This is a genomic window from Geotalea uraniireducens Rf4, from assembly GCF_000016745.1.
In the GTDB taxonomy this organism is placed as follows: Bacteria; Desulfobacterota; Desulfuromonadia; order Geobacterales; family Geobacteraceae; genus Geotalea; species Geotalea uraniireducens.
Genome location: NC_009483.1, coordinates 5101070 through 5125543, shown reverse-complemented (window position 1 = coordinate 5125543; position 24474 = coordinate 5101070). Strand labels below are relative to the sequence as shown.

19 protein-coding genes are annotated in these 24474 nt (G+C 54.8%); 6 read left to right on the top strand and 13 right to left on the bottom strand.

Going from position 1 to position 24474, the window contains the following annotated elements; all coding sequences use genetic code 11:
• Positions 1 to 64 precede the first annotated feature (64 nt).
• Both GURA_RS22470 and GURA_RS22465 read right to left on the bottom strand, forming a co-directional pair.
• Positions 65 to 1861, bottom strand: a complete 1797-nt coding sequence (locus tag GURA_RS22470; protein ID WP_011941189.1) for a chemotaxis protein CheA — start codon at positions 1859 to 1861, stop codon at positions 65 to 67.
• Between the two features lie 55 nt (positions 1862 to 1916).
• Positions 1917 to 2414: a chemotaxis protein CheW gene (locus GURA_RS22465; protein ID WP_011941188.1), complete on the bottom strand. Its 498-nt coding sequence runs from the start codon at positions 2412 to 2414 to the stop codon at positions 1917 to 1919.
• Between the two features lie 337 nt (positions 2415 to 2751).
• On the opposite strand from GURA_RS22465, the gene GURA_RS22460 reads away from it, so the two are divergent.
• Positions 2752 to 4152 (top strand): sigma-54-dependent transcriptional regulator, encoded by a 1401-nt coding sequence (locus GURA_RS22460; protein ID WP_011941187.1) that lies wholly within the window; start codon positions 2752 to 2754, stop codon positions 4150 to 4152.
• Positions 4153 to 4160: 8 nt separating this feature from the next.
• Positions 4161 to 4916, top strand: coding sequence for a lytic transglycosylase domain-containing protein (locus tag GURA_RS25220; RefSeq protein WP_011941186.1), 756 nt, complete (start codon positions 4161 to 4163; stop codon positions 4914 to 4916).
• Positions 4917 to 5181: 265 nt separating this feature from the next.
• Here the strand turns inward: GURA_RS25220 and GURA_RS22450 are convergent, their stop codons facing one another.
• From GURA_RS22450 to GURA_RS22435, 4 genes are all read right to left on the bottom strand, one after another.
• Entirely contained in the window at positions 5182 to 5364 is a 183-nt protein-coding gene (locus GURA_RS22450; RefSeq protein ID WP_232278959.1) for a hypothetical protein, read from the bottom strand.
• Between the two features lie 116 nt (positions 5365 to 5480).
• Complete coding sequence (locus GURA_RS22445) at positions 5481 to 5978, bottom strand: ferritin-like domain-containing protein (protein ID WP_011941184.1); 498 nt, start codon at positions 5976 to 5978, stop codon at positions 5481 to 5483.
• A gap of 89 nt (positions 5979 to 6067) precedes the next feature.
• Positions 6068 to 6838, bottom strand: coding sequence for a tRNA threonylcarbamoyladenosine dehydratase (locus GURA_RS22440; RefSeq protein WP_011941183.1), 771 nt, complete (start codon positions 6836 to 6838; stop codon positions 6068 to 6070).
• Between the two features lie 76 nt (positions 6839 to 6914).
• Positions 6915 to 7676, bottom strand: coding sequence for a TatD family hydrolase (locus GURA_RS22435; RefSeq protein ID WP_011941182.1), 762 nt, complete (start codon positions 7674 to 7676; stop codon positions 6915 to 6917).
• Positions 7677 to 8109: 433 nt separating this feature from the next.
• On the opposite strand from GURA_RS22435, the gene GURA_RS22430 reads away from it, so the two are divergent.
• The gene (locus tag GURA_RS22430; RefSeq protein ID WP_011941181.1) at positions 8110 to 9693 is read left to right on the top strand and encodes a peptide chain release factor 3; all 1584 of its coding nucleotides are present in this window, start codon (positions 8110 to 8112) and stop codon (positions 9691 to 9693) included.
• Between the two features lie 36 nt (positions 9694 to 9729).
• Here the strand turns inward: GURA_RS22430 and GURA_RS22425 are convergent, their stop codons facing one another.
• The 6 genes from GURA_RS22425 to GURA_RS22400 all read right to left on the bottom strand — a co-directional run bounded on the left by GURA_RS22425 (position 9730) and on the right by GURA_RS22400 (position 16854).
• Positions 9730 to 10635: an AEC family transporter gene (locus tag GURA_RS22425; RefSeq protein ID WP_011941180.1), complete on the bottom strand. Its 906-nt coding sequence runs from the start codon at positions 10633 to 10635 to the stop codon at positions 9730 to 9732.
• Between the two features lie 55 nt (positions 10636 to 10690).
• On the bottom strand, positions 10691 to 11815 hold the full coding sequence (locus GURA_RS22420; RefSeq protein WP_011941179.1) for an oxidoreductase: 1125 nt from the start codon (positions 11813 to 11815) through the stop codon (positions 10691 to 10693).
• Positions 11816 to 11826: 11 nt separating this feature from the next.
• Positions 11827 to 13269: a pyruvate kinase gene (pyk, locus tag GURA_RS22415; RefSeq protein WP_011941178.1), complete on the bottom strand. Its 1443-nt coding sequence runs from the start codon at positions 13267 to 13269 to the stop codon at positions 11827 to 11829.
• Between the two features lie 3 nt (positions 13270 to 13272).
• Complete coding sequence (locus tag GURA_RS22410; protein ID WP_011941177.1) at positions 13273 to 13608, bottom strand: hypothetical protein; 336 nt, start codon at positions 13606 to 13608, stop codon at positions 13273 to 13275.
• Positions 13609 to 13873: 265 nt separating this feature from the next.
• Positions 13874 to 14158: an HU family DNA-binding protein gene (locus GURA_RS22405; protein WP_011941176.1), complete on the bottom strand. Its 285-nt coding sequence runs from the start codon at positions 14156 to 14158 to the stop codon at positions 13874 to 13876.
• Positions 14159 to 14397: 239 nt separating this feature from the next.
• Complete coding sequence (locus tag GURA_RS22400; protein WP_011941175.1) at positions 14398 to 16854, bottom strand: penicillin-binding protein 1A; 2457 nt, start codon at positions 16852 to 16854, stop codon at positions 14398 to 14400.
• Positions 16855 to 17090: 236 nt separating this feature from the next.
• On the opposite strand from GURA_RS22400, the gene traF reads away from it, so the two are divergent.
• Together traF and GURA_RS22390 are read left to right on the top strand one after the other, a co-directional pair.
• Entirely contained in the window at positions 17091 to 18620 is a 1530-nt protein-coding gene (gene traF / locus GURA_RS22395; RefSeq protein ID WP_011941174.1) for a conjugal transfer protein TraF, read from the top strand.
• Between the two features lie 105 nt (positions 18621 to 18725).
• Positions 18726 to 19748 carry a DUF3187 family protein gene (locus GURA_RS22390; RefSeq protein WP_041245618.1) on the top strand — a complete coding sequence of 341 codons (1023 nt, stop codon included), beginning with the start codon at positions 18726 to 18728 and terminating at the stop codon, positions 19746 to 19748.
• A gap of 55 nt (positions 19749 to 19803) precedes the next feature.
• Here the strand turns inward: GURA_RS22390 and GURA_RS22385 are convergent, their stop codons facing one another.
• A complete protein-coding gene (locus GURA_RS22385) occupies positions 19804 to 20721 on the bottom strand; it encodes a DMT family transporter (protein WP_011941172.1) in 918 nt (305 codons plus the stop codon).
• 117 nt (positions 20722 to 20838) lie between these two features.
• Here GURA_RS22385 and GURA_RS22380 point away from each other — a divergent pair, with 117 nt between their 5' ends.
• Positions 20839 to 24333: a DEAD/DEAH box helicase gene (locus GURA_RS22380; RefSeq protein WP_011941171.1), complete on the top strand. Its 3495-nt coding sequence runs from the start codon at positions 20839 to 20841 to the stop codon at positions 24331 to 24333.
• The last annotated feature ends 141 nt before the right edge of the window (positions 24334 to 24474 follow it).

The window sequence follows — 24474 nt, the reverse complement described above, 5'->3', positions numbered from 1 at the left end:
ATCTGTTTTTGAAGACATACTTCGTTCCCCATTATATTTATTCGGGCTGGAACCATCTGGCGCTTCAGTTTTCTCCACCTTCGACAAAAGCAAGAGGATCAACTATAAGCGCTACTCGCCCGTCACCAAGGATAGTAGACCCGGCAATGCCGGGCAGGTTGGCCAGAAACTTTCCCAAAGATTTAATAGCTACTTCCTGCTGACCCAAGAGCCTTGTGACTACCAGCCCTACACGTTTCTCGGCAACACCGACTACCACTACATAACAGGAGTTCTTACCCTGTGACTCGTCTACACAGCCAAAGAGTTTTTGTAATCGAATCAATGGCAGTACCGACTCCCTCAGCTTTAGAACTTCTCGTCCACCGATGAGATGAAACGTGCTTTTTTCAACCTTGAGTGTTTCAATGACCGCTGAAAGGGGGATGGAGTAAATTTCACTCTCAACTTCCACCAGAAGTGATTGTATGATTGCCAGGGTGAGTGGGAGCTTGAGTATAAATTCCGACCCTTGACCGATTTCATTTTTGATCTCAATAATCCCATTGAGTTTTTTGATATTGGTTCGCACCACATCCATGCCGACGCCACGGCCTGACAGGTCGGTAGCTTTCTCTTTTGTGGAAAAGCCGGGCAGAAAGATCAGATCAAGAATGTCGCGCCCACCCATAGCGGCAAGCTGCTCTTCGGTTATTAAGCCTTTTTCGATTGCCTTTGCGGCCACCTTGTCGGGGTTTATTCCCCGGCCGTTATCTTTGATGCTAATGACGATGTGATTTCCTTCATGGGTAGCGGAAAGTATTACCGTTCCCTTTTTAGGTTTGCCGGCGGCCAGTCGCTCTTCGGGAATTTCCAGACCATGGTCCAATGCGTTGCGAATCAAGTGAATAAGAGGATCACCGATTTCGTCGACCACTGAGCGGTCCAACTCGGTTTCTTCGCCGAAAATCTGCAAGTCGACCTCTTTACCCAACTCACGGGCCAAGTTACGAACAATGCGGGGGAATTTCTTAAAAACCTTCTCTACGGGAATCATCCTCATTTTAAGGACTTGCATCTGTAATTCAGAGGTAACAAAATTCAGGCGTTTTGAGAGCTTGCCGAATTCATCTGTGAAGCCGGCAGGGTCGAGGCCGTCCTGGAAATCACTATGCAGCTGGACCATCCTGTTGCGCTCAAGGACCAGTTCACCGACCTGGTTCATGAGGTCGTCGAGTCGTTTAACGTCAACCCTGACGGTAGAGTTGTCGGCAAGTTCATCCCCCTTGGCGGCAGTTGCCTTTGGGGGTATGGGGGCTTTAGCCTTAATCAGGGCAACAGCGGAAGTTTCCTCAGCAAGATCTTCAGGCTGTGGTTCATTGCATGAAGCTGCTTCCTTGGATGCAGTCTTGGCTATTTCATCATTCTTGGCGGGGGGAGGGGATGCCGCTTTAACAGATTCCCCAGAAAGGGTCGTTGGGGCAGTGATATTTTCTGAAAGGTATGGCAGGAGCTTTTCAATAGTAGCATCGGTTTCCCGTTCTTGAATTTCCCCACCCTTGATATCATTGACCAAAAGCTTTACGAGATCAACGGCCTCAAGAATTACATCCATTATTTCCGGGTTTACAAACAACTCGCCCTTGCGCAACCGGTTCAAGACATCCTCGGTTTTGTGGGTAACCTTTACCAGAAGATCAAAGCCAAGGAAACTGGATGCGCCTTTAACCGTATGAATAGAGCGAAATATGCCGTTTAACAGGTCCGCGTCGGAGGGAGACTTCTCCAGGGTAACCAGATCGTCATCGAGTTTTTCAAGCAATTCCGTGCTTTCGGTAAGAAAACCTTCCAAAAGCTCCTGGTCTTCACATTCTATAGCCATATTCTACTCCGGAACAAAATTCACGGGGATATTCCCGTTGAGCAAAAAGGTAAAGTTACATGGTCACGCTGCTGAACAACATTTTTTCATCGAGGGAGAACATTTTTTCAAGATTCAGAAGGACAAGCAGCCGATCAGCCTGGTTAATCACACCTGACATGCATTCCTGGTCGATGTTGCTGGAGACGACGGGGGGAGGGGGTTGAATTTCCTTCTCCGAGATCCGCAGAACTTCCGACACTTCGTCGACAATAAATCCCATTAACTCACCACCTACTTCCATGACCATTATCCGGGTACGTTTGTCATGGTCTGCTTCTGCCAGGTTGAACTTTTTGCGCAAGGAAATAATGGGAATCACTTTGCCCCTTAAATTAATTACTCCTTCAACGTAATAGGGGGTGTTGGGAACGCGCGTAACGTTTAACATGCGAATAATTTCCCGGACTTTCAATACATTGATCCCGTACTCTTCATGGTCCAGATTGAAACTGACCAGCTGAATCAGTTCACCGGTCATATCTTCGCCTTTAACCTGCAATAATGCTTCCATCCCAAGATCCTCCTTTTTCAACAGCAACCATATAATCGGGTTTCGTTTGCTTTAACAATTCATTCTCTTACCTAATCGGTTTCAGGTTGATAAATATTAGGCATTTTTTCAGAGCATTTGCGCAGCAATAATCTCTCGAGGATTAAAATATTTGAAGCGTCAATGTAACCGGCTGAAAAGGCGCGCTAAATAATGCCGAAGAAAAAATATCAGGAAAAACGTATACAAGTAATATACAAGTCATTTTATTGACTTTGTCGGTTTTTATGACTATACTGTCGTCAAATTTCATGTTTTATCGGCTCATCGCTACTTCACTTATAAAGTTGAGGAATTAATGGACAGCGCCAGGATACTGATAGCGGATGATGATAAAAAAACCAGGGATTTTGTCGCGGCTTTTTTAAGCTACAAGGGGTACCAGGTTTTTCAGGCCTCAGATGGCCAGGATGCTCTGGAAAAAATTGAACTGAACGACGTGCATATGGTTATAACGGATATCATGATGCCACGGGTCAATGGTCTTGAGTTTATTAAGAAATTGAAAGCCATGCGCCCGGAAATTGTAACCATTGCCTACAGTGCTTTTGCCAACTTTGAAATGACGGCTAACCTGCTTAAGGCGGGTGCTTTCTTTTATCTGGAAAAGCCGTTTAATCTGGAAGAACTTGAAACACATGTCAAACGCGGTTTGGAGCACCAGGCCCTCCAGCGTCAGAGCTTCAAATCCAAGCCCTGCATTAAGAACCGTTCCCTCTTGAACAACATCATCGGAGAAAGCGACAGGATGCTTTCTCTCTTCGAGATGATAGAAAAGGTGGCAGGCTCCGACTCAACGGTTCTCATTCAGGGTGAGTCGGGTACCGGCAAGGAACTGGTAGCGAGAGCCATACATGACCTTAGTAATCGCGCTACGAAAAATTTCGTGCCGGTGAATTGTGCGGCAATACCGGACGATTTGCTGGAAAGCGAACTTTTTGGTCATGTAAAGGGCTCGTTTACCGGTGCGGTGGCGACACGTATCGGCCGATTTGAAATGGCCGACAGGGGAACCCTTTTCCTCGATGAAATCGGTGACATGAAACCGAATTTGCAAGTCAAACTTTTGAGAGTGTTGCAGAACAAGGAGTTGGAACCGGTTGGGGCAGCCAGGACAAAAAAAGTGGATGTACGGATAATTGCCGCTACTAATCAAAATCTGGAGCATCTGGTCGCTTCCAAGATATTCAGGGAAGACCTTTATTATCGGCTATCGGTGATTCCCATAACCCTACCGCCCCTCAGGGAGCGAAAGACCGATATTCCCTTGCTCCTCAACAATTTCCTGGAGAAATTCAACAGGAACAAGCAACGCAAGGTTCAATCTTTTGACAAAAACACGATGGACATATTGTGCAATTTTGATTGGCCCGGAAACGTTCGTGAACTGGAAAATCTTGTTGAACGACTGGTAATCCTCAAGGGGAGCGGCACAATAACGTTTCAAGATCTTCCTGAAAAATATCGTGGCATAAAATCTGCACCGAAGTCAGAACGTCTGACTCTCCCGGATACCGGCTTCTGTCTCAATAGTGCTGTGGAAGATTTTGAAAATCAGCTGATTTTGCAGGCACTGGAAAAGACGGGGGGAAATAAGAAAGAGGCAGCAACTCTCCTTAACCTTAAACGCACCACACTTATCGAAAAGCTGAAAAAAAAGAAGCTTGTGTTCAATGATGTATCGTTATCCGGTTCATAGGAAACAAAATGGTGATAAACCAAGTAGAAACAAGGGTGCAGAATGATGTCAGCCGGCTGAAGGCTCAGATTGAAGCGGCTGGAAACAGCAGCGGGGCGCTGTTTGAAGAGGCCCTTTCAGCCGCAGGCAATATGAAAAGCGGCAGCGGAAATCCACCGGTTACAGTGGCAACGGCGGCGGAAATTCTTCATCTGCGGATGTTAAGGAGTGCAGTTTCTCTGGGAGACGACACCTCGAATAACGATCCTCCCCCCAGTAGCCAATCCATAAATAAGGCGTTGTCGAGTTTTTTGGAACAGGAGCGGAATGGCGCCGCTGTCTCAGCTACTTTGCCGGAGGATGACGGCAGCAAGTCCGAAAACAGGACGCAAAACGCAGACCGTGCCTCACTGGATGCCATCATCAGTAAAGCTTCTAACCGCTATGGCGTTGATGCGGGCCTTATCAAGGCCGTCATAAAAGCAGAAAGCAATTTTAATTCCCATGCGGTTTCACATGCAGGCGCGCAAGGGCTTATGCAGCTTATGCCGGCGACTGCCAAAGACTTGGGTGTCAGCGACTCTTTTGATCCCGAACAGAATGTTATGGCAGGAACGCGGTTTTTAAAGGATATGCTGAACCGTTATGGCGGGAATGTGGAGTCTGCTCTGGCTGCCTATAACTGGGGGCCGGGCAATGTTGACAGAAAGGGGACATCGCTTCCCCGTGAAACCAGGGATTACCTGGTCAAGGTTAAAGGGTATTATACCCAGTATGCCGGCTGAATATACACATAACTAATCGTTACAAAAAAGAGCGACCGGGCATATAATGTCCGGTCGCTCTTTGGTATTCAAGGGAAAGCTATTATTTAGTTTCCATCCGGAAACGGTTCTTTTCCGCCCTGGCGGTGTCAATCTTCAGGCTTGCTTGTGCGGCGTACCGATGTACGCCTCCGCGCAACCCCTCGATTTCCTTGCCAGGACTAAAAATCCCTCGTTTCCACATTGGAAACCAATAGTGTCTCATCCGGAGTTTCCGGATGAGACACTATTTAATCTTCTTCAGAGGATTTTGCTGCCAGAAATGACCGAGCACCTGACGGTCCCTGTCGCTTAGCACGACACCCTTCTTCTCCATTCGTTGCGTGATCTTTTCCATATTTTTCCGCTCTTTCAGGGCGGCTTCTATTTTCTGCCGATTATGACAAGCCAGACATTTCTCGTCAATCATCTTGTTCCCTTGTTGGCGTAAACTTATTCCTCTCACATCTTCCCGGGCGGCAGCAAGTAGAGAAATAGGGGAAAGAGATACTACCAGAAACATCATAATAAATGTATGAAGCCGCATCATTCCCTCACATAAATGTCTTGATCTGATTTGTCGACCATGGTCATGATATGCATGTACTCGTCTTCTATCATGTCATAGTGGTTTTGTGTCTCTTTTACCACACGTTCAAAAATCCCTCTGACCAGCGGGTCAATGATGTCCTTACCAATAATGGTGTACTGGTCAATGCAGGATTTTTCTTCCTTGAGGGCGATCTCCAAAGCCAGTTGCTCGTGGGTTTCCTCGTCGATGGCTTTCTCCAGGGCCAGGTAGGTGGCATTCTTCTTGTTGGGCGGCGACTCAATGAACGACATGAGATCTCCGAAATTTCCTCCCTTGTAGTGATCAAAAAAGGATTTAAGGTGTCCCACTTCTTCATTGGCCAGCAACTCGAAAACCTTTTTTGCCCGCTCATTCCTGGTAACCGATGCAGCCCGCCGATAAAAGTCCATACTGTCTTTCTCAGCCTGAATGGCCAGCTTCAGTGCTTCCTGTACCGTATACTCTTTTCCCATACGCGCCTCCAGTTCTGCATCAGATAGAGAGTGTATTTTTGTAAAGAGTATATCGACAAAAAATGTCCGGTCAACCAGGGTGGTAATTATTAATGCGCTGACAGGAGGTCGTTTACCACCACCCCGGCCATGGTAAGTCCGAAAATCGACGGTATGAAGGAAATGCTGCCGAGAATAACCCGTCGGTGCTCGCAGGAGAATCGCTGGTCGTCCTTGTTTGGGCAGATGCAATTCCCCTTGCAGCCGCCGTCTTTTACATCCTGCTGACGGTACTCCTCGGTGGAAAACACCACCTTGACCCCGCAGGATATTCCCTGTTTTTTTAATAGCTTGCGCACGGAACGGGCCATGCGGCATTTCTGGGTTTCGGCGATGTCAGCTACCTTTATCAGTGTCGGGTCGAGCTTGGCCGCTGCTCCCATGCTGGAAATAATAGGGATCTCTTTTTCCTTGCAGCTTCGGATCAGGTGGAGTTTGCTGGTGATATGGTCAATGGCGTCCACCACGTAGTCGTAACCGTGAGACAAGAAGAAATCGCTGTTGTCGGCGGCGTAGAAGTCCTTGTAGGGGACGATGTCGGCCTGCGGGTTGATCAGCCTCAGCCGTTCGGCCATTACCAGGGCCTTGGCTTTACCGACTGTGCCGTCCAGTGCGTGGAGCTGGCGGTTGACGTTGGTCAGGCAGATGTCGTCGAAGTCGACGATCACCAGCCGACCGATTCCGGCTCGGCAGAGAGCCTCGGCGGCAAAACTGCCGACGCCGCCCAGGCCAAAGACTGCCACGGTCGAGTTTTTCAGCTTATCCAGACCTTGAGGGCCGATGAGTAATTCAGTGCGGGAAAAACGGTGCAGATTGGACATTAATTAACCTCTGAGTTGTATTTGCAAGGGGACTCTGATTATCCCCGGCGCTCTTGGCAAGCAGACGATTTGCCACTTAGATCAAACGAAACAATTTATTTGCATTCAAAGTAGTCGCAGTCGCGACTTCTTCTACTGTGACCCCTTTGATCTGGGCCACCTTCCGCGCAGTTTCAACAATAAATGCCGGTTCGTTGGCTTGACCCCGATACGGTTCAGGTGTCAAGTCCGGTGCGTCCGTTTCCAGGAGCAGGCGCTGGAGAGGGATTCTTTTCACCACTTCCAGAGGTCTTACTGCATTGGAATAGGTCACGGTTCCGGCTACAGAAATGTAAAGCCCCAGCTTTATGCATTCCTGTGCAGTTTCCGGGCTGCCGGAAAAGGCGTGCATTACTCCGCCGACCTTCCGTATATCTACATCCTTGAGGATGGTGAGCAGATCCTGGAAAGCTTTGCGGCAGTGGATGAGTATCGGCAAATTGTACTTTAACGCCAGTGCAAGCTGGCTGCGAAATGCGGATATTTGTATTTGCCTTGGAACGTCGGTTAACGTGTAGTCAAGGCCGATTTCACCGATTGCCACTGCAGACCGGGAGAGGAATTCCAGCCGTACCAGAACTTCGCTGCAAATAAGATCGGCTCGCATGGGATGCAGGCCAAAGGCTGGATAGATCTCCTGCCAGTTCATTTGCAGCTCGTTGATTAGCTCCCAGTCTTCCGGGCCGACCCCGGGAACGATGAACTTTTCCACGCCGGCCATCTTGCCGGCATCTATAACCTCAGGCAGTCTGGAGGCAAGGGAGGGGGCCGCCAGATGGCAGTGGGTGTCAATCAACATGGTATCTCAATGTTCCGATTGCTTTACTCATGATGTAAATTTACCATTTTGGCGGCAATAAAAGGAAGAGCTTTCTGCTGGTGAAAAAGGGTAGTTTTTTATTGCCCTTTTGCTGTCAACATGGCATTATTTAACGGTACTTCGAAAGGCGAAGATAACCTCTTCGCCTTTCTTGTGTCTATAGGAGCCTATCGGACTTAGGAATGAATCTACTGCGAGAACGGAAAATCGGTCCATATTTCCGGAAATTTTCGACAAATAGGTCCACTATTCGCTCTCAAATTTCCGAAAATCTGTCCTCGATTGCCATTCTCTCGCTACGATTCCCTAAGTCCGACAGACTCCTAGACCCGGCCATTGGCAAAAGCATAGTTATCCGTTAATCACTTGCCGGCTTTTTGTTTCGGCGGATGAGAATCGAGGAGTAGTTCCCATGAAAAAGCATAATGAGAAAGAAATAAGCCGCAGGCGTACTTTCGCCATCATCAGTCACCCTGATGCAGGGAAGACAACCATTACGGAAAAGCTTCTCCTCTTTGGCGGCGCCATCCAGCAGGCCGGTGAGGTCCGGGCCCGCAAGGCTGCCCGCCATGCCACCTCCGACTGGATGGAGATGGAAAAGCAGCGCGGCATCTCCGTTACCTCCTCGGTTATGAAGTTCACCTACAGGGATTTCGAGATCAACCTCCTCGACACGCCGGGCCACAACGATTTTTCCGAGGATACCTACCGTACCCTCACCGCCGTCGACTCGGTCCTCATGGTGATCGATTCGGTCAAAGGGGTGGAGAGCCAGACCAAGAAGCTTCTCGAAGTCTGTCGCCTGCGCCATACCCCGATCATGACTTTTATCAACAAACTGGACCGTGAAGGGCGCGAGCCCCTTGACCTCCTCGACGACATCGAGAGCACCCTGAATATCCAGTGCGCTCCCATGACCTGGCCGGTCGGGATGGGCAAACGGTTCCGCGGCACCTATCACCTTTACAGCAAAGAGCTGACCTTCTTCGATCCGGAGGCCGATAAGGGTACCGGTCAGACCATAACCGTCAAGGGGCTGGAGGACCCACTCCTCGACGAGTTGCTGGGTTCCCAGGTCGAGGAACTCCGAAATGACGTGGAACTCCTTGAAGGTGCAGCACACCCCTTTGAGCAGGAGGCATATCTCGCCGGTCTGCAGACGCCGGTCTTTTTCGGCAGTGCCATCAACACCTTCGGCATCCAGCAGCTCCTTGACACCTTCGTTGAACATGCCCCGGCGCCTTTGCCGCGAGAGACCGAGAGCCGTGCCGTTTCCCCTTACGAGGAGCCGTTCACCGGCTTCACCTTTAAAATTCAGGCCAACATGGACCCGGCTCACCGGGACCGCATCGCCTTCTTCCGCATCTGTTCAGGGAAGTTTATCCGCGGCATGAAGGTGCGGCACATCCGTCTCGGCCGCGAGGTGCAGATCGCCAACGCCACCATCTTCATGGCACAGGATCGCACCAACGTGGACGAGGCCTACCCCGGCGACATCATCGGCATCCATAACCACGGCACCATCAAGATCGGCGACACCTTTACCCAGGGGGAAGAGCTCAAATATACCGGTATCCCCAACTTTGCGCCGGAGCATTTCCGCAAGGTGCGCCTTCTTGATCCGATGAAATCCAAAGCCCTGGAGAAAGGGCTCGTCCAGCTTGCCGAAGAGGGGACGACCCAGGTCTTCCGCCCCCTGATGGGGAGCGACTGGATCGTCGGCGCCGTCGGTCTTCTCCAATTCGACGTGGTCATGCACCGGCTGGAGCATGAGTACAAGGTCAAGGCAGCCTATGAGCCGGTTTCCTACGTTACCGCCCGCTGGGTAACCGGTGAGAAGAAAAAACTGGAAGAGTTTGAGAAGAAGGAAGCGATGCACCTCTATCGGGACGGCGAGGGAAATCTTGCTTACCTTGCTGCGAGCCAGTGGCGGCTTGACAACACCATGGAAAACTGGCGGGAAATACAGTTCCACGCCACCAGGGAACATAGCTGATACGAAAAAAGCCCTTCAATGACGAGGGCTTTTTTTTTACACCCCTTGTAAAAGCCACCACCATGCCGGCAGGGTAAGAAACGAAAGAGGGATGCCGATGCCGATCATGAGGGTTACCAGCGGCGGATTGAGATCGTGGTCGACCGCGATGATACCGGCGGTGATCATGGGTGCCATGGCCGCTTCGAAAAGGGTAACCTGCATGACTTTGCCGCTTCCCCCCATGATGCCGGCAAAGAGGAGGGTGAGGAGGGCCGGGCCGATAACCAGCTTATAAAGGAGCCCGAGGCCAAGCGGCTTCAACTCGCCCCGGATGTGGCCCAGTCGGAGCTGGAAGCCGACCGAGGCCAGTGCCAGCGGGGTCAGGGTGTCGCCGAGTTTTTGCAGGATTATGGCCAGCCAGTCCGGGAAGGGGACCGGGATGAGAAGAAAGGCGATCACCAGGGCCTGGAATGGCGGGAAAAGGAGGACCTTCCGCACCATCTGGCGTGGCGACACGTCGCCGGAAGAGTAAATCGTCGCAATGGCTATTCCGAGGGTGGATAGAACGAGGAAGGATCCGAGCTGGTCGGCGATGATTCCCACGCCGAGAAATTCCTTGCCGTAGTAGGCTTCGATCATCGGCAGCCCGACGAAGGAGGTATTACCCAGCCCGCCGACGAGCATGAGAGCGCCAGTGGTGCCGGATGTCAGGCCTGCCAGCCTCCCGACAACACGAAACAACAGGAATCCGGCGCCGAACAGGCACCAGGCCATGGCGGCGGTAAAGATGATCGTGCTGTCCAAGTGAAGTCGGTGAATGTGGAGAAGCGTCAGAGCCGGCAGTGATATGTGGATGATGAAGCCGTTCAGTGCCGCCGGGGTGGCGACCGGAAAGCGACCGGTCCTTTGGAGAAAGATCCCTGCGCCAAAGCAGACTGCCAGCAGGATGATATTCGACATTGCAGCAACCCTCACATAGGCTGATCACATTACATTAATAAGACGGCATGGCCCCTTACAGCGAGACTCTTTTGCTTTCCTGCTCGATCCTGTCCACCACGCAGTAAATTCCACCACTCTTAAGCCCCGGTTTAAAGCAACCGTTGCAGGAGATGCAACGGGCATGGGACTCGTCTCCGCCTGCCCATCGCTTTGCCAGCGCGGGCTCACGGATGAATGGCCGTGCCATGGCCACATAATCCGCCTCTTCCCGGCGAATGATGCCCTCGACAATTTCAAACGAGCGAAGTCCGCCGACCACCATAACCGGACAGGATACCGCCTGCTTGATCCGATAGGCAAGGGGGAGGTTATACGCTTCCTGCTCACGGCTGTCGATCCCCTGCCGAACGGGTGTCCGGTCGCCGGAGGCAGGGGTGCCGCCGCTCACCTCGATTGCATCGATTCCCTCCTCGTCTAGGGCACGGGCGGCCGTTATCGCGTCATCCAGACTCAGTCCGCCGGCCAGGTTGTCGTCGCCGTTCAGTTTCACGAGCACGGGGAATTCGCTACCCACGGCTTTCCGCACGCGCCAGTAGGCTTCGAGGAGGAAGCGGCAACGGTTTTCGATGCTCCCGCCGTATGCGTCACTCCTCCGGTTGGTCAGCGGTGAGAGAAACTGGTTGATGAGGTAACCATGGGATGCATGGAGCTGGACGGCGTTGAAGCCGTACTCCTTGGCTCTGCGTGCCCCCTCGCCGAACTGGGCCGCAATCTCCCCTATCTCTTTAACCGACAGTTCCGCCGCTTCTTCGGGAAACTGTTCGACCTTGATTGCGGAGGGGGCTACCGGTTGGCGGCCGATGGTCTTGGAGCTGGTCTGGCCTCCCACGTGTACGAGCTGGAGGCAGACCTTTCCCCCTTCCCGGTGGACCGTTTCGGTTAGTGCACGCATCTCTGCAGCAAAGCTGTCGGTATGGATACCCATCTGGCCGGGAAGCTGTCTTCCGTCGGGACGGATGAAGGCGTAGCCGGTGATGATCAGGCCGACTCCGCCTCTGGCCAGGTTGGCGTAACAGGCGGCCAGTTTTTTGGTCGGGCGACCATCTGCTTCGCACATCCCTTCCCAGGTGGCGGAGCGTACCAAGCGGTTCGGCAGCAGCAGATGATTGATTTTTGTCTCATCAAACAGCTTTCTCATGGCGCCTCCTTTCAGAAAAGCGGATAAAATCCTTCCGTTCCCAGTATATGGATCTTCATCAGGTTGGTAGATCCCTTGGCTTCGATCGGCACCCCCATGGTGATGACGATCACATCCCCTTTTTTGAAGCCGGCGGCAAGGAGCGCCATTTCTCCAACTTTGATCTGCTGGTTCGTTCCCCCCATGGAGCCGATCGGACAGCTGTTTACCCCCCAAAAGAGAGAAAGACGGCGCTGAATGTCTGGAAATGGAGTAAAAGCGATGATGGGTAGTTGTGGCCGGAACTTGGAGATCAGGGCAGCCGTGCCGCCCGATTGGGTGAATACCACCAGGGCTTTTGCCTTGAGGGTGGACGCCGCGTGACATGCGGCTTCCGCCACAGCCTCGGGGATATTGTTGCTGTGCAGTGATCTGATCGGCGGTAGTCGCCATAGTTCCGAACGCTCAATGTCCAACGCAATCTTGGCCATGGTCCGCACCGCTTCAACCGGATAACCGCCGGAAGCGGTTTCTCCGGAAAGCATGACGGCGTCCGTACCATCGAGAATGGCGTTGGCAACGTCGGAAGTTTCCGCCCTGGTCGGCCTGGCGTGGAGAATCATCGATTCCAGCATCTGCGTGGCGGTGATGACCGGTTTGCCGGCTTCATTGCATGCCCGGATGATTTTTTTCTGCACAAGTGGAACCCGCTCGGCGCTCAATTCGACTCCCAGATCCCCTCTTGCCACCATTACAGCATCGGCGGCTGCAAGAATACTTTTAAAATTGCGCAGCGCTTCAGGCTTTTCAATCTTGGCAATTACCGGGATGTTCTCCCCCCGCTTGTAGATGATCTCCTTAAGGCTTTCCACGTCAGAAGCTCTGCGCACAAAGGAAAGGGCGATATAATCCACCCCCATCCCGAGGCAAAAATCCAGGTCTGCCTTATCCTTTTCCGACAGGGAAGGGGCGGAAACGTCGACACCGGGAAGATTCATCCCTTTAAGATCCTTCAGCACGCCACCTTCGACAACCGTGCAGTGAACCGTGTTGCCGGAGACTGAAAGGACCTTCAACTCGATCATGCCGTCATCGAGCAGAATCCTCGATCCCTGTTTCACGTCCTTGGGCAATGCCTGGTAGATGGTGGATATCAGGCCGGGGCGGCCGAGAATGTCGTCAGTGGTTATGTCGAGCAGTTCACCCCTAACGAGCGGGATCGCTCCCTCCGTCATCCGACCGGTCCTGATTTTCGGCCCTTGCAGATCTGCGAGAATGCCGATGGTCTTTTCCTTCTGTTCAGACAGGGCGCGGATCGTTTCGATAAGGCGGGTTTTTTCTTCGTGGGAGCCGTGGGAAAAATTGAGGCGAAAAACGTCCACCCCGCTATCCATGAGTCGCCCGACCATTTCCGGCGATCCGCTGGCCGGCCCGAGAGTGGCGATAATCTTTGTTTTGCGCAATGGTCTATTCATAAATTAATGGTGGAAACGTCCCATTCTCTCTTTGTGGGCCATGTTGGGTGATTTGTGGCACTCAAAGCACCTGAGCTCTTCCACCTTGCGCAAATCAAGCACAGATGATGGTTTGGAGGTTTTCGGCATGGTATACCCCTCGGTCTGAAAGTATTCGCGATTACGTTCATCGCTGAGAACCGGAGCCTTGTAGGCCACCTGCCAGTTGTTGCTGATGGAAACGGTATGGCACTGGTCACATCCTCCCGGTGGCGGAATGGTTTTCCACGCGCTAAACATGGTGCAGCCGTAATTTAAGAAGAGAGAGGAGATAATCACGATAACGAGGGATTTCGACATGAAGGAACTCCTTGATGTGGCGGTGGAGATAGAAAAACTGCTATTCATCAATGGAGACATAATAACACAAAGCGTTGCTAAAACAACATCTCTGGAGCTTTAATTCTCCTATGTCTCCAGTCGCAGACGCCGTCAACCGGAGGGGGCGGGTAGTGGTGCAGAAATAAAAAAACCCCGCAGGGGCGGGGTTCTTGTGTGGTTTAGCTGAAAAAGTACAAACACCAGACAAGCATTATAGGAAAGGTGAATCTATCACAATCCGGGATTACTTCTTCTTGGAGGCTACGGCATCCTTAAGAGCTTTGCCAGGACGGAACTTGGGAACCTTGGCAGCAGCTATTTTGATTTCTTTTCCGGTCTGGGGATTTCTGCCGGTACGGGCTTTTCTGCTGGCAACTTCAAAGCTGCCGAAGCCGACCAAGGTAACCCTGTCGCCTTTTTTCAGTGCGCCGCTCACAGTCGAAATGAAAGCGCCTACAGCTTTTTCCGCTGCGCCTTTGGTCAGACTGGCGGATTTTGCAACTGCTTCTACGAGTTCTGCTTTAGTCATGATAAACCCTCCTTTAGAGTGATAATTGCAAATACTATAGTCATAAATTTGCAGTTTGCAAGGGTTTATTTGAAAAAAAACTTTTTTTTTACAGCTGGGAGCAGATTTAGCCCGATTGGTCTCCCTATTACAAGGTCCAGCAAAGGATTACACCTACCGCTTTTTGCGGACGCACGGTTTATGGGGCTTCGCAAAAATCTAGAAATATCAATATGTTGCGCGGTTAAGCGGGGCTAATATTACTCGTCGCTGCCGGTTTTGACGGCATCTCCGTCATAGGTCGTCGGTTCAGTACCGGTTATGAAACATTCGGTCACGCTTCCTTCGCTCCCCTCCTTTGCCAAGCGGCCGGTTCGCGGATTAATAAGGGCAAAGGTCACGTTGGCCGGCACGGGGAAATTCTGAACCGGCATGCCCCCCAGGGAGCGCTGCATGAATTCGGTCCAGATCGGGGCTGCGGCTTGCCCGCCCGAACCGCCGGCTCCAAGCGAGCGTTCCTGGTCATAACCGACCCATACGCCCGCAACCAGTTGCGGCACGTAGCCGATAAACCAGGCGTCCTTCATATCGTTGGTAGTGCCGGTTTTTCCTGCCACGGGACGGCCCAAAGCCCTGGCCCGCTGCCCGGTACCGCTCGATACGACGCTTTCCATCAGGTTGGTCATGATATAGGAGGTCTCGGGCGAGATGGCCGGTACAGCCGTCAGAGTGGTGCCGGCAGCCGGAGCATTCCTTTCTTCGTCCATGGACAATGTCACCGCCGAGGTCGCCGCAGAGAAGACCGGCAGCGCGGGGGGAGCGATCTCTTCCAGAACCTTTCCTTTACTGTCGACCACCTTGGTTATGAAATAAGGCGTGACCTTGTAGCCGCCGGAGGCAAATACCGCATAGGCGCTGGTCAGTTCCATGGGGGTGAGGCTGGAGGAGCCGAGGGCCAGGGTCAGGTTGTTGGCAAGGGGAGAGGTTATCCCAAGTTTCTTGGCATATTCAATGGCGGTGTTCACTCCGGTGCTTTCAAGGATCTTGATGCTGACCACGTTTATGGAGTTGGTCAGGGCTTCGCGCATGGTAACTGCGCCGCGGTAGATGTTGTCGTAGTTTTTCGGCTTCCAGGACTTTTCCCTTCCGCTGTCGTACTCCACCGGCGCATCGTCGATTATGGTAGCCGGTGTCATCCCTTTGTCTACGGCCGCCGCATAAATAATCGGTTTGAACGCTGAACCGGGGTTACGCTTGGCCTGCATGGCACGGTTGAACTGGCTTTTCTTGAAATCGTAACCACCTACCATTGCGCGTACTCCGCCGGTTTTAGGGTCCATGGCAAACAGGGCCGCCTGGGCTTCCGGTTCCTGGTCAAGGGCAAAGAGCGCGCCGGACTTGTTCACGTCAGGAGTGACCACCGAAACCTCGATCACGCTTCCCAACGGCAGGGCCTTACCTTTGGCTCCCTCTGGTTTTCCGTATGTGTCCAGCAGGGTTACTTTTCCCGCCCAGGCCATGTTTTTCCGGTTTAGAATCCCGGTTCTGTCGCCGACTCTAACCGTCACGTCACCTTTGGCAGAATTTACCGCCGTCACCACCCCCTGGAACGTTGCGCCCTGCTTCAGGGCCGCCGAATCGATGCTGTCCTCAACATGTTTGCAGAATTCACCCACCTCGCTCTCTGCCAGATACTTGACGGGGCCACGGAACCCCTGCCGCTTGTCCAAGGCCTTGAGGCCGTTGACAACCCCTTCATAGGCAGCCTTCTGCATCTCGGCGTTCATGGTGGTGTAGATCCTCAGCCCTTCCTTGTAGAGGCGGTCCTCTCCGTATTTTTCCTCCAGCTGGATGCGTACCTGTTCGAGGAAATAGGCAGACTGTTCGCTGTTGACCTTTTTCAGGGAACGGACGACGATCGGCGTGTTTTTGGCGTGGTCCGCCTCGGCCTGGGTGATATACCCTTCCTTGACCATCCTCTCCAACACGTAACTCTGCCGTTCTTTGGCCTTTTCCAGGTGCTTGATCGGCGAATAGGTGTTCGGCGCCTTGGGAAGCCCGGCAAGCATGGCCATTTCCGCAAGATTCAGGCTTTCCACATTCTTGGCGAAATAGGTCTCGGCAGCGAGCTGGACGCCGTAAGACCCGGCGCCTAGATAGATCTGGTTGAGGTAGATGTAGAGGATTTCATCCTTCGACAGCCGTTCCTCCATCCGTTTGGCGAGAATGGCTTCCTTCAGTTTGCGGGAAAATTTCTTTTCCGGGGTAAGGAGCATGGATTTTGCCACCTGCTGGGTGATGGTGGAGGCCCCTTCCTTCTTGCGCATGGAGATGAGGTTTTTAAACGCGGCCCTGATGATTCCCAGATAGTCGATCCCCTTGTGCTGGTAGAAGTTCGAGTCCTCGGCAGCAACGAAGGCCTCGATCAGCTTCTTCGGCACTTTGTCCACCGGGACGACGGTGCGGCGCTCCAGATAAAACTCGCCGACCAGGTTACCGTCTTCGCCGAAAACCTGGGAAACGATCGGCGGCCTGTAATCGGCCAGCCGGTCCACCTTCGGCAGGGTGCCGAGAAGATAGAAAAAATAGCCGATGAAGGCGAGGAGGGCGAGGACTCCGGTCACTCCTCCCGCAACAAGCAGGGTCCTGCCTAGCTTATTGCCGGTATTATTTTTAATTCTGCGATCGGGGTTTGATCGCCCCTTGTAAATTTCCATGAAAATGCATCTCCACGACCGGCTGTATTTATAGTGTGCAACGGGAAGGATATCGCAGATTAACGGGCGAATTCAAGTTTATTATCGTATGCGCCGATTATAGAATGAACGTCGCTCATAATGGGCAAGATTAAAATTGCGGTTGTTTTTTTGTGGCAAGAATGGCTCTCATTAAGATAGGATGGAGACGATTTCCTTGGCATGAAGTAACCAAAAGGATCAATTGGGAGGGTGTAATGAAGCGCAATATCTGTATGTTTTTGTCTCTTTTCATGGTTGCCGCGACCGGCACGGCGATGGGGGCGGAATTTCAGCCCATGGGCACGCTGGGGATCGGCGGGGCGGGGGTGGCGCGGACCTATGACGCCTACGCTCCATACTGGAACCCGGCCGGGCTCGCCTTCAGCGACAAGTCCTTTACCAGCAGAATCGACGTCAGCGTCGGCCTGAAGGTCAATGACGGTCTTGCCGACAACGTCGACCTGCTCGGCAATATGAATTTCGACAAATTCAGCAAAATCTCCGGGACTTCCTCGCCGCAGGACGTGACCGACACGGTCAAGGCGATCACGATTCTCAACGACATCAAGGAGAAAAAAGGTACCCTGGCTGTCAACGGCAACGCGGTGTTCGGTTTTCAGATCAACCACGTTGCGTTCGGCGCATTCGGGACGATTGAAGGGTTTGCCCAGCCGGAGCCGGACACGGTCAACATCTTGCCGCAACAGGATAATACCAACGTCCAGGTTACCCCTGCCGAATTCGCCGCGCCGACCATAGGGGCGGCCCCTTCGACGCAATTTTTCGGGGCCGATACGGGGCCGACATCGCTCCGTGGACAAATCAACTCTGCTTTGACAAGTAACGGCTTTACCGCAACTGAGGCAAATGGTCTCGTCAACGCCACCGATGCCCAGATGACAGGCTCCGGTATGTCCCCCCAGCAGGTTGCCAGCACCTTAATCAGCATGGCGACAACGTTCACGGCCCCACCTCCTTCTGATCCCACAAAAGCACCTACTTTGGACAACAACACCACCTCGGTCCTGACCCGTAGCCTGGCATATATCGAGTTCCCCCTCTCCTACGGACATGCGTTCAACCTCGGCTCCTTCGGTACCCTGGGACTCGGCGCCACGGCCAAGGTGATCGCCGGCCGTGTCTACCAGTCGCAGACCTACCTCATGAAAAGCGGATCGACAGTCACGTCGAGCGACATCACCAAAGAGCTGACCAAGAATTTCAAGGACTCCACCAACTTCGGCTTTGACCTGGGTGCTCTCTGGCGCTACAGCGACTGGTTCAATGTGGGCATCGTCGCCAAGAACCTGAATACTCCCGAATTCGATGCCCCTGATATCAAAAACAAAAAAGGCGATGTCCTGGTCGGTTCCGGCGGCAAGGTGAGACTGAAACCGCAGGTACGGATGGGGGTGTCGTTTGACCCCTACAAGTGGCTCACCCTGGCCGCGGACCTCGACCTGACGGAGAACGAGACCGTGGTGGCGGCGGAAGGGTTCAAGAACCGCACCGTCGGCGGCGGCTTCGAATGGCACGGGCTATCCTGGTTCAAGCTGCGCGGCGGCATGTACAGCAACATTGCGGACGGCGGGATCGGCCCCACCGCCACGGCAGGCCTGACCTTCGGCACCAAGTGGTTCAACATGGACATCGATGGCGCCTATTCACTGGATACGGCGCTATACGAGGGAAAGACATATCCCCAGGAGGCGCGGGTACAGGCCCAGTTTAATTTCTTGTTTTAAAGACAATTTTTTGGCATGCTTGGAACTATGCTCCTCTCATCAAGAGCCCTGTTGGAAACTTCAGGGCTCTTGATTTACAGCCAACGACCAGCACGGAACCTTGCCATGAAAATCAACAAGATCATCTTCCCGTTTCTCGCCATGCTCGGCATACTGCCCCTTTCTGAGCGACCGCTATCTGCCGCAGAAATAACCCCCTTCTACACCCAGAACCAGAGCCCGCTGGTGCAGATTTTCGGTCTTCCCGCCGCAGGCAGCGCCATTGTCCTGCCTCCCGGACATGGAGCAGGGGTGCTGGTCCTTGATGTGGCGAATAATTTCGCCCAAGGCAGCAACGGCCTGACAGGGGAAGCCATCCTGCTGGACGGCGAGAGCTACCGTACCACCCTTGCCTTTCGTTACGGCATCGGGAAAGGGATTGAGGGTGGGATCGATCTCCCGTTGGTGGGCCAGGGAGGTGGTTTCCTGGACGGATTCATCGAAGGGTGGCATGACTTTTTTGCCCTGCCGCAGGGGGGGAGGAAAGAGGCGCCGCGTAACCGGCTTCTTTATGATTACAGCAAAAACGGACAGGAGCGGTTGCGGATAGACGATTCCAGCTTCGGGGTAGGGGACCTGCGCCTTTCCGGAGGTTTTCAGCTGTATGACGATGGGAAGAAGAACCCGCGGGCGCTCGCGTTGCGCGCCAGCCTGAAATTCCCCACCGGCGAGAGCGCCAGGCTTCACGGCAGCGGCAGCACCGATTTTGCCCTCTGGCTGACGGGGAGCGACGACTATGGCTTGCCGTCGGGCGGCCATCTGGGCCTGTTCGGCGCGGTCGGCGGGATGGGCATGAGCGACGGCGACGTGCTGAAGGGGCAACAGAGGAACGTCGTTGGGTTCGGCACCCTCGGCATCGGCTGGAGTCCGGCGGAGGTCATTGCCTTTAAGACGCAGCTCTCCGGCCATACCCCCTTCTACCGCGACAGCGACCTGAGGGAGTTGACCGGCAGCGCGCTGCAGCTTTTGATCGGCGGCACCATCGCCTTTTCGGAGCGGACCGCGCTGGACATCGGCGTTTCCGAGGACGTCGCCGTCGATACATCGCCGGATATTGCGTTCCATCTGGCGCTGAGCAGGCGCTTCTGATACTTCTGACCCAAATCCGAGCGCCATATTGCGACACTTATTTCTTGAGAGGCCCTTATTCCGAGGTCTGCGATCGATAGTGGCCGACGGCCCGCCGCTCGATGGACAGTTTCACCAGCAGCGGCACGGCGACAGCGCCGAAGATCAGCCCGCAGCCGAGCCATTCCCTGGTGTTCAGCCGTTCTCCCAAAAGGACAAATCCCCCCAGCATGCTCCAGACCGGATCGAGGGTATAGATGAGGCCGGCGCGGGTCGGCGTGGTGTAACGCTGAAAGGTGTTTTGCAGGGTGAAGCAGATGACAGTCGGGAAGATGGCGCAGTAGAGGAGCGCGCCGGCGGAAACCGGGCCGATGTGAAACGGCTGCTCCGGCAGGATGACGGTGAGGATGCCGCCGATGGCGGTTACGGTGGCAAATTGGGACAGCGTGACCAGATAGACATCTCCGCTGCGCAAAAGCCTGGAGACGGCGATGATGTGGATAGCGATAAAAAGGGCGCAGATGGTGGAATACAGGTCGCCGTGGCTGAATCCGCCGCCGCTGGCCAGCCCTCCGATGCCGAACGCTGCCAGAAAAATTCCGGCAAAGGTCAGCCTGTCTACCTTGTCCCGCCAAATAATGAAACAGAGCAGCGGCACGATGAGGACGAAGAGGTTGTTGAGAAAACCGGCCCTGGTGACAGTCGTGCCGTTTACGCCGATGACAAAGGAGAGATTGGCGGCGGCCAGCGCCATTCCCAGCAGCCCCCCTTTTTTAATGATCTCCAGGTTCACCTGCCGAAGCCTGGGGATACAGATCAGGCCCATGACGATGGTCGCGAGAAGAAAACGCAGGAAGAGAAACATGACCGGTGGAATCTCTCGAAAGCCGATCTTGTTGAAGACGAAGCTCCCCCCCCAGAGGACGGTGGTGACGACCAGCCAGAAGAGAGCCTTGCCGTTTGAAACAGGAGAATTGTCGATTTTGTCGTTCATCGTCGTATTAAAACCCGCCGGGTCTCGCCGGGTCAACCATTATTTTGATTGACCTACTCCCATACCCTTTTTATTATGGACGGATTTTCTCACCCTCATGACGGATAGTACGAGACCATGACCTCCAATTCTTCTCCACCCGAGCTGCCGCCCGTCCTTGCCTTGTTGCGCAACACCCCGCCGGGGGCGCTTTATAGCCTGGTCGACAAGAGTAACCTGCTCGAAGGCGCCCTCGAATGCCTGCGCTCCCCCATCACGGGAGCTGAATGGAGCGCCGACGGGACATCTCTGACCATAGACCTGTACGCGCGCCACCGGCTTACCCTTGCCGTTGCCGGGGAACGACTGGAAACCGAGTGCAGCTGCCGTGGCTGGGCTCCAGTGCGGCAATGCCCGCATGTGGCGGCTGCATGGGCGATCCTCAAGCGTCTCGTCTCGCCCGGCGCCCTTTCCCAGATCCGCTTCAACGAGGGGCATCTGCAGGACGTCGCACGCCTGGTCGGGCTTGACCAGGCCTCGACCGACTCCCCACAGCGCCCTGCGCCGCGACCCGTTGTGCGAACCCGTTACCCCCATGTAACGCTTACGGCCACGGCATCCGAAATGAAAAAGACGGTGTCGCGACCGTATCGGCTGGTGCTGGAAGAGGGGAATGGACAGCTATGGGGTAGCGTACGTTGCGGCGACCTGCCGCTATATAACTGGACATCCGCCCCGGCCGACCTGCAGAAATTTCAGTCCAGACACTACTTCTTCGAGCCGACGATAAGTTATTTGCACGATTTCTCAACCCTGAGCGGCAATTATTCCATTGTCTTGCGCCGCAAGAACGGGGAGGAGGTTGCCCTGACCTACCAGGATACCTCCCCTCTCTCTGCGTGCGTCACCTTCGCCATCGATGGGGGAGCCGTCACCGTAACCCGCGGCTTTGCCGATGACACGGCTCTTGGCGAAGGAGCGCGCATCATGGGAGAGTGCCTCTTCGACCCCGCTGCGGGGACGATTCGTCCCGTAATCGGCATCGGAGCATGGGGATTGTGGGAATCGGTGCAGGACGAAATCCTGGCCGCCGGGGAACTGAGCGACGAAAAGGTTCGACGTTTTCGGGGCGGAGTCACGGTGAGCGCGTCCCTGTTCAACCATGCCGCACTCAGGATACACCCGGAGCGGATACCGGAGTTTGCCGCCTGCTGCCGCTTTCTTGCCGACGGCGTTCCCGCCGAGCCGTCAGCGACGGCCGGCGCGGCCTATTTCCTGGAGATCTTGAGCGACCTGGAAAGCGAAACGATCCGGCTCGCTCCCATGGGCGACGCGGGAGGTTTCAGCTTCCCGTTTTCCGGGGAAATGTTCTGGCTGCTTGATCCTGCGCGCAGAAGCGTGTTGAGCCAGCCACTCAAGACGAAAAAACGGCTCACGGCGATCATCGAAGGGTGCTTTCCCGCCCTGGAGGCCTCCAGCGCCTCGGCTCGCGCCGCGACGATCCGGCGCGCCTTGGCGTCACCGGATTTCATCAAGCGGAAGGTGAAATCCGAGGCCAGCCGGCTGATCGCCGCCTTTGTCAAGAATTGCGCGGAACCGGTGCTGCTGCTTCATGCCGCCGGGGATGGCTGGCGTTTTACGGCCGACGAGCGGAAGGCCCAGGTGCGGCTCATAGAAACCATCTACCGGCTGTTCGGCATCGACCCCTTCGTCAGCAGCGACCTGCCCGGCGGGATGGAGCTTCCCCGCAGCGGGTTCCTGCCGCGGCTCGGCGAGCTTGCCGCCACCCTTCAGACTGCGGGCTTCGGCCTCCGTTTCCGCGGGGAACCGCTGACGACAGGAAGCTGGAATTTTTTCGTGGAAGCTTCGCGGCACGCCATCGACTGGTTCGAGCTCAATCCGGAAATCCGCTGCAATGGCGAGCTGCTCGCGGAAGAGGATATCCTGGCGGTCCTGGAGGGAGGTGTTTTGCGGCAGGGGAACGCCTGCTATCTCCTTGACGACGAGCAGCGCCGCATCCTGCAGCTTCTGTTCGGCGGGACGGCGGGGAAGGGGAAGGGGAAGGGGAAGAAACGGCGGAAATCCGAGCCGGTCCGCATCCCGCGGTTGCAAATCCTCGACTGGCTGGAACTGCGGGCCCACGGGGTCACTTTGCGCCTGCCCGTGGAGGATGAAAGGCTTCTTGCCAATCTCACCCGACTGGAGCGGATTCCGGAGCGCCGCCTCCCGGCCGGGCTCAAGACAATGCTGCGGCCCTATCAGCACGAGGGGTACGAATGGCTCTCCTTCCTCTACGAGCACCGCTTCGGCGCCTGCCTCGCCGACGACATGGGGCTCGGTAAAACCGTCCAGACCATCGCCTTCCTCGGCGGCATCGCCGAGGGGCAGATCGACTCCGCCGCTGTCGCAGGCACGCCGCACCTGATCGTCGTGCCTCCTTCGCTCCTCTTCAACTGGGAGAGCGAACTCGCCCGCTTCTATCCTGCCCTGCGGATAGTCTCCTACACCGGCCCGCGGCGCACCCTCGACTTCTCCGCTGCCGACATCGTCCTGACCAGCTACGGCATCCTCCAGCGGGACATCGAGACGCTGGAAACGCTTCCTTTCAACGTCGTCATCTTTGACGAGGCACAGCAGGTGAAGAATATCCAGACGGCCACGACCGGCGCGGCGCGGCGGATCAACGGACGCTTCAAGCTCGCCCTCACCGGCACGCCGATGGAGAACCACCTGGGAGAATACTTCGCCATCATGGACCTCTGCGTGCCGGGGCTCCTCGGCCCCTATCAGGAGTTCAGGCGCCGCATCGACATCCGGGGAACGGGGGGGATCGACACCCTGATCCGCCGCACCCGCCCCTTCGTCCTGCGCCGCTCGAAACAGATGATTGCCGATGAATTGCCGCCGCGCATTGAAATGGACCTCTATCTGGAGCTGACGCCGAAACAGCGGGCGCTGTACCAGCGGACTGTCGAAGAGGTGCGCGGTGCAGTGGACGAGGCATTTCGTGCCAAGGCGGCCGGGCAGGCGCGGATGATCGCGCTTACCGCCATCCTGCGGCTGCGGCAGATCTGCCTGTCCGCCGCCCTTGTCACCGCCGGCGTCAAGGGGGAGTCCCCCAAACAGGAATGCCTCGCCGATAATCTCCTGGAACTGCGGGACGAAGGACACAGCGCCCTGGTCTTCTCCCAGTTCACCAGCTATCTGGACCTGGTGGAGGAAGGGCTCAAGCAGCGGGGGCTCGCTACCTTAAGGCTTGACGGCTCCACCCCGGTTCCACGCCGTAAGGAGCTGGTGCGGCAGTTCCAGCAGAGCGAGGAGCCGCTCGTCTTTCTCATCAGCCTCAAAGCGGGAGGGAAGGGGCTCAACCTGACCCGCGCCACCTACGTCTACCATCTCGACCCGTGGTGGAACCCTGCCGTCGAGAACCAGGCCTCGGATCGCGCCCACCGCATAGGCCAGACGGCCCAGGTCACCGTCAACCGGCTCCTGATGCGCCATACCGTCGAGGAGAAGATGATGGCGCTCAAGGAGCGCAAGCTCAAGCTCTACCGGGCGCTTCTCGACGACACGGCCGGCGCCGGCGGAGTATCCCTCTCGAAAGAGGATTTTGATTTTCTTCTCGCTCCGTGAAGCTCTGCGGAGAAGCGCCTCACCGTACCCGCTCCCATCCATTTTTTCTCTCCAGATTAGCACTAATCTTCCGCAGAAGTTCCCCCCCTTTGAGAAAGGGGGACTTGGTCTTTCGGAAGATTGGTACTAATCGGTTTTTCT

Coding starts and splice junctions, on each gene's coding strand:
- GURA_RS22410 (WP_011941177.1), bottom strand. CDS start 13,608: ATGTCGAAATCCCTCGTTATCGTGATTATCTCCTCTCTCTTCTTAAAT.
- GURA_RS22420 (WP_011941179.1), bottom strand. CDS start 11,815: ATGAGAAAGCTGTTTGATGAGACAAAAATCAATCATCTGCTGCTGCCG.
- pyk (WP_011941178.1), bottom strand. CDS start 13,269: ATGAATAGACCATTGCGCAAAACAAAGATTATCGCCACTCTCGGGCCG.
- GURA_RS22380 (WP_011941171.1), top strand. CDS start 20,839: ATGACCTCCAATTCTTCTCCACCCGAGCTGCCGCCCGTCCTTGCCTTG.
- GURA_RS22460 (WP_011941187.1), top strand. CDS start 2,752: ATGGACAGCGCCAGGATACTGATAGCGGATGATGATAAAAAAACCAGG.
- GURA_RS22470 (WP_011941189.1), bottom strand. CDS start 1,861: ATGGCTATAGAATGTGAAGACCAGGAGCTTTTGGAAGGTTTTCTTACC.
- GURA_RS22435 (WP_011941182.1), bottom strand. CDS start 7,676: ATGTTGATTGACACCCACTGCCATCTGGCGGCCCCCTCCCTTGCCTCC.
- GURA_RS22425 (WP_011941180.1), bottom strand. CDS start 10,635: ATGTCGAATATCATCCTGCTGGCAGTCTGCTTTGGCGCAGGGATCTTT.
- GURA_RS22390 (WP_041245618.1), top strand. CDS start 18,726: ATGAAAATCAACAAGATCATCTTCCCGTTTCTCGCCATGCTCGGCATA.
- GURA_RS22450 (WP_232278959.1), bottom strand. CDS start 5,364: ATGATTGACGAGAAATGTCTGGCTTGTCATAATCGGCAGAAAATAGAA.
- GURA_RS22430 (WP_011941181.1), top strand. CDS start 8,110: ATGAAAAAGCATAATGAGAAAGAAATAAGCCGCAGGCGTACTTTCGCC.
- GURA_RS22385 (WP_011941172.1), bottom strand. CDS start 20,721: ATGAACGACAAAATCGACAATTCTCCTGTTTCAAACGGCAAGGCTCTC.
- GURA_RS22405 (WP_011941176.1), bottom strand. CDS start 14,158: ATGACTAAAGCAGAACTCGTAGAAGCAGTTGCAAAATCCGCCAGTCTG.
- GURA_RS25220 (WP_011941186.1), top strand. CDS start 4,161: ATGGTGATAAACCAAGTAGAAACAAGGGTGCAGAATGATGTCAGCCGG.
- traF (WP_011941174.1), top strand. CDS start 17,091: ATGAAGCGCAATATCTGTATGTTTTTGTCTCTTTTCATGGTTGCCGCG.
- GURA_RS22465 (WP_011941188.1), bottom strand. CDS start 2,414: ATGGAAGCATTATTGCAGGTTAAAGGCGAAGATATGACCGGTGAACTG.
- GURA_RS22400 (WP_011941175.1), bottom strand. CDS start 16,854: ATGGAAATTTACAAGGGGCGATCAAACCCCGATCGCAGAATTAAAAAT.
- GURA_RS22440 (WP_011941183.1), bottom strand. CDS start 6,838: ATGTCCAATCTGCACCGTTTTTCCCGCACTGAATTACTCATCGGCCCT.
- GURA_RS22445 (WP_011941184.1), bottom strand. CDS start 5,978: ATGGGAAAAGAGTATACGGTACAGGAAGCACTGAAGCTGGCCATTCAG.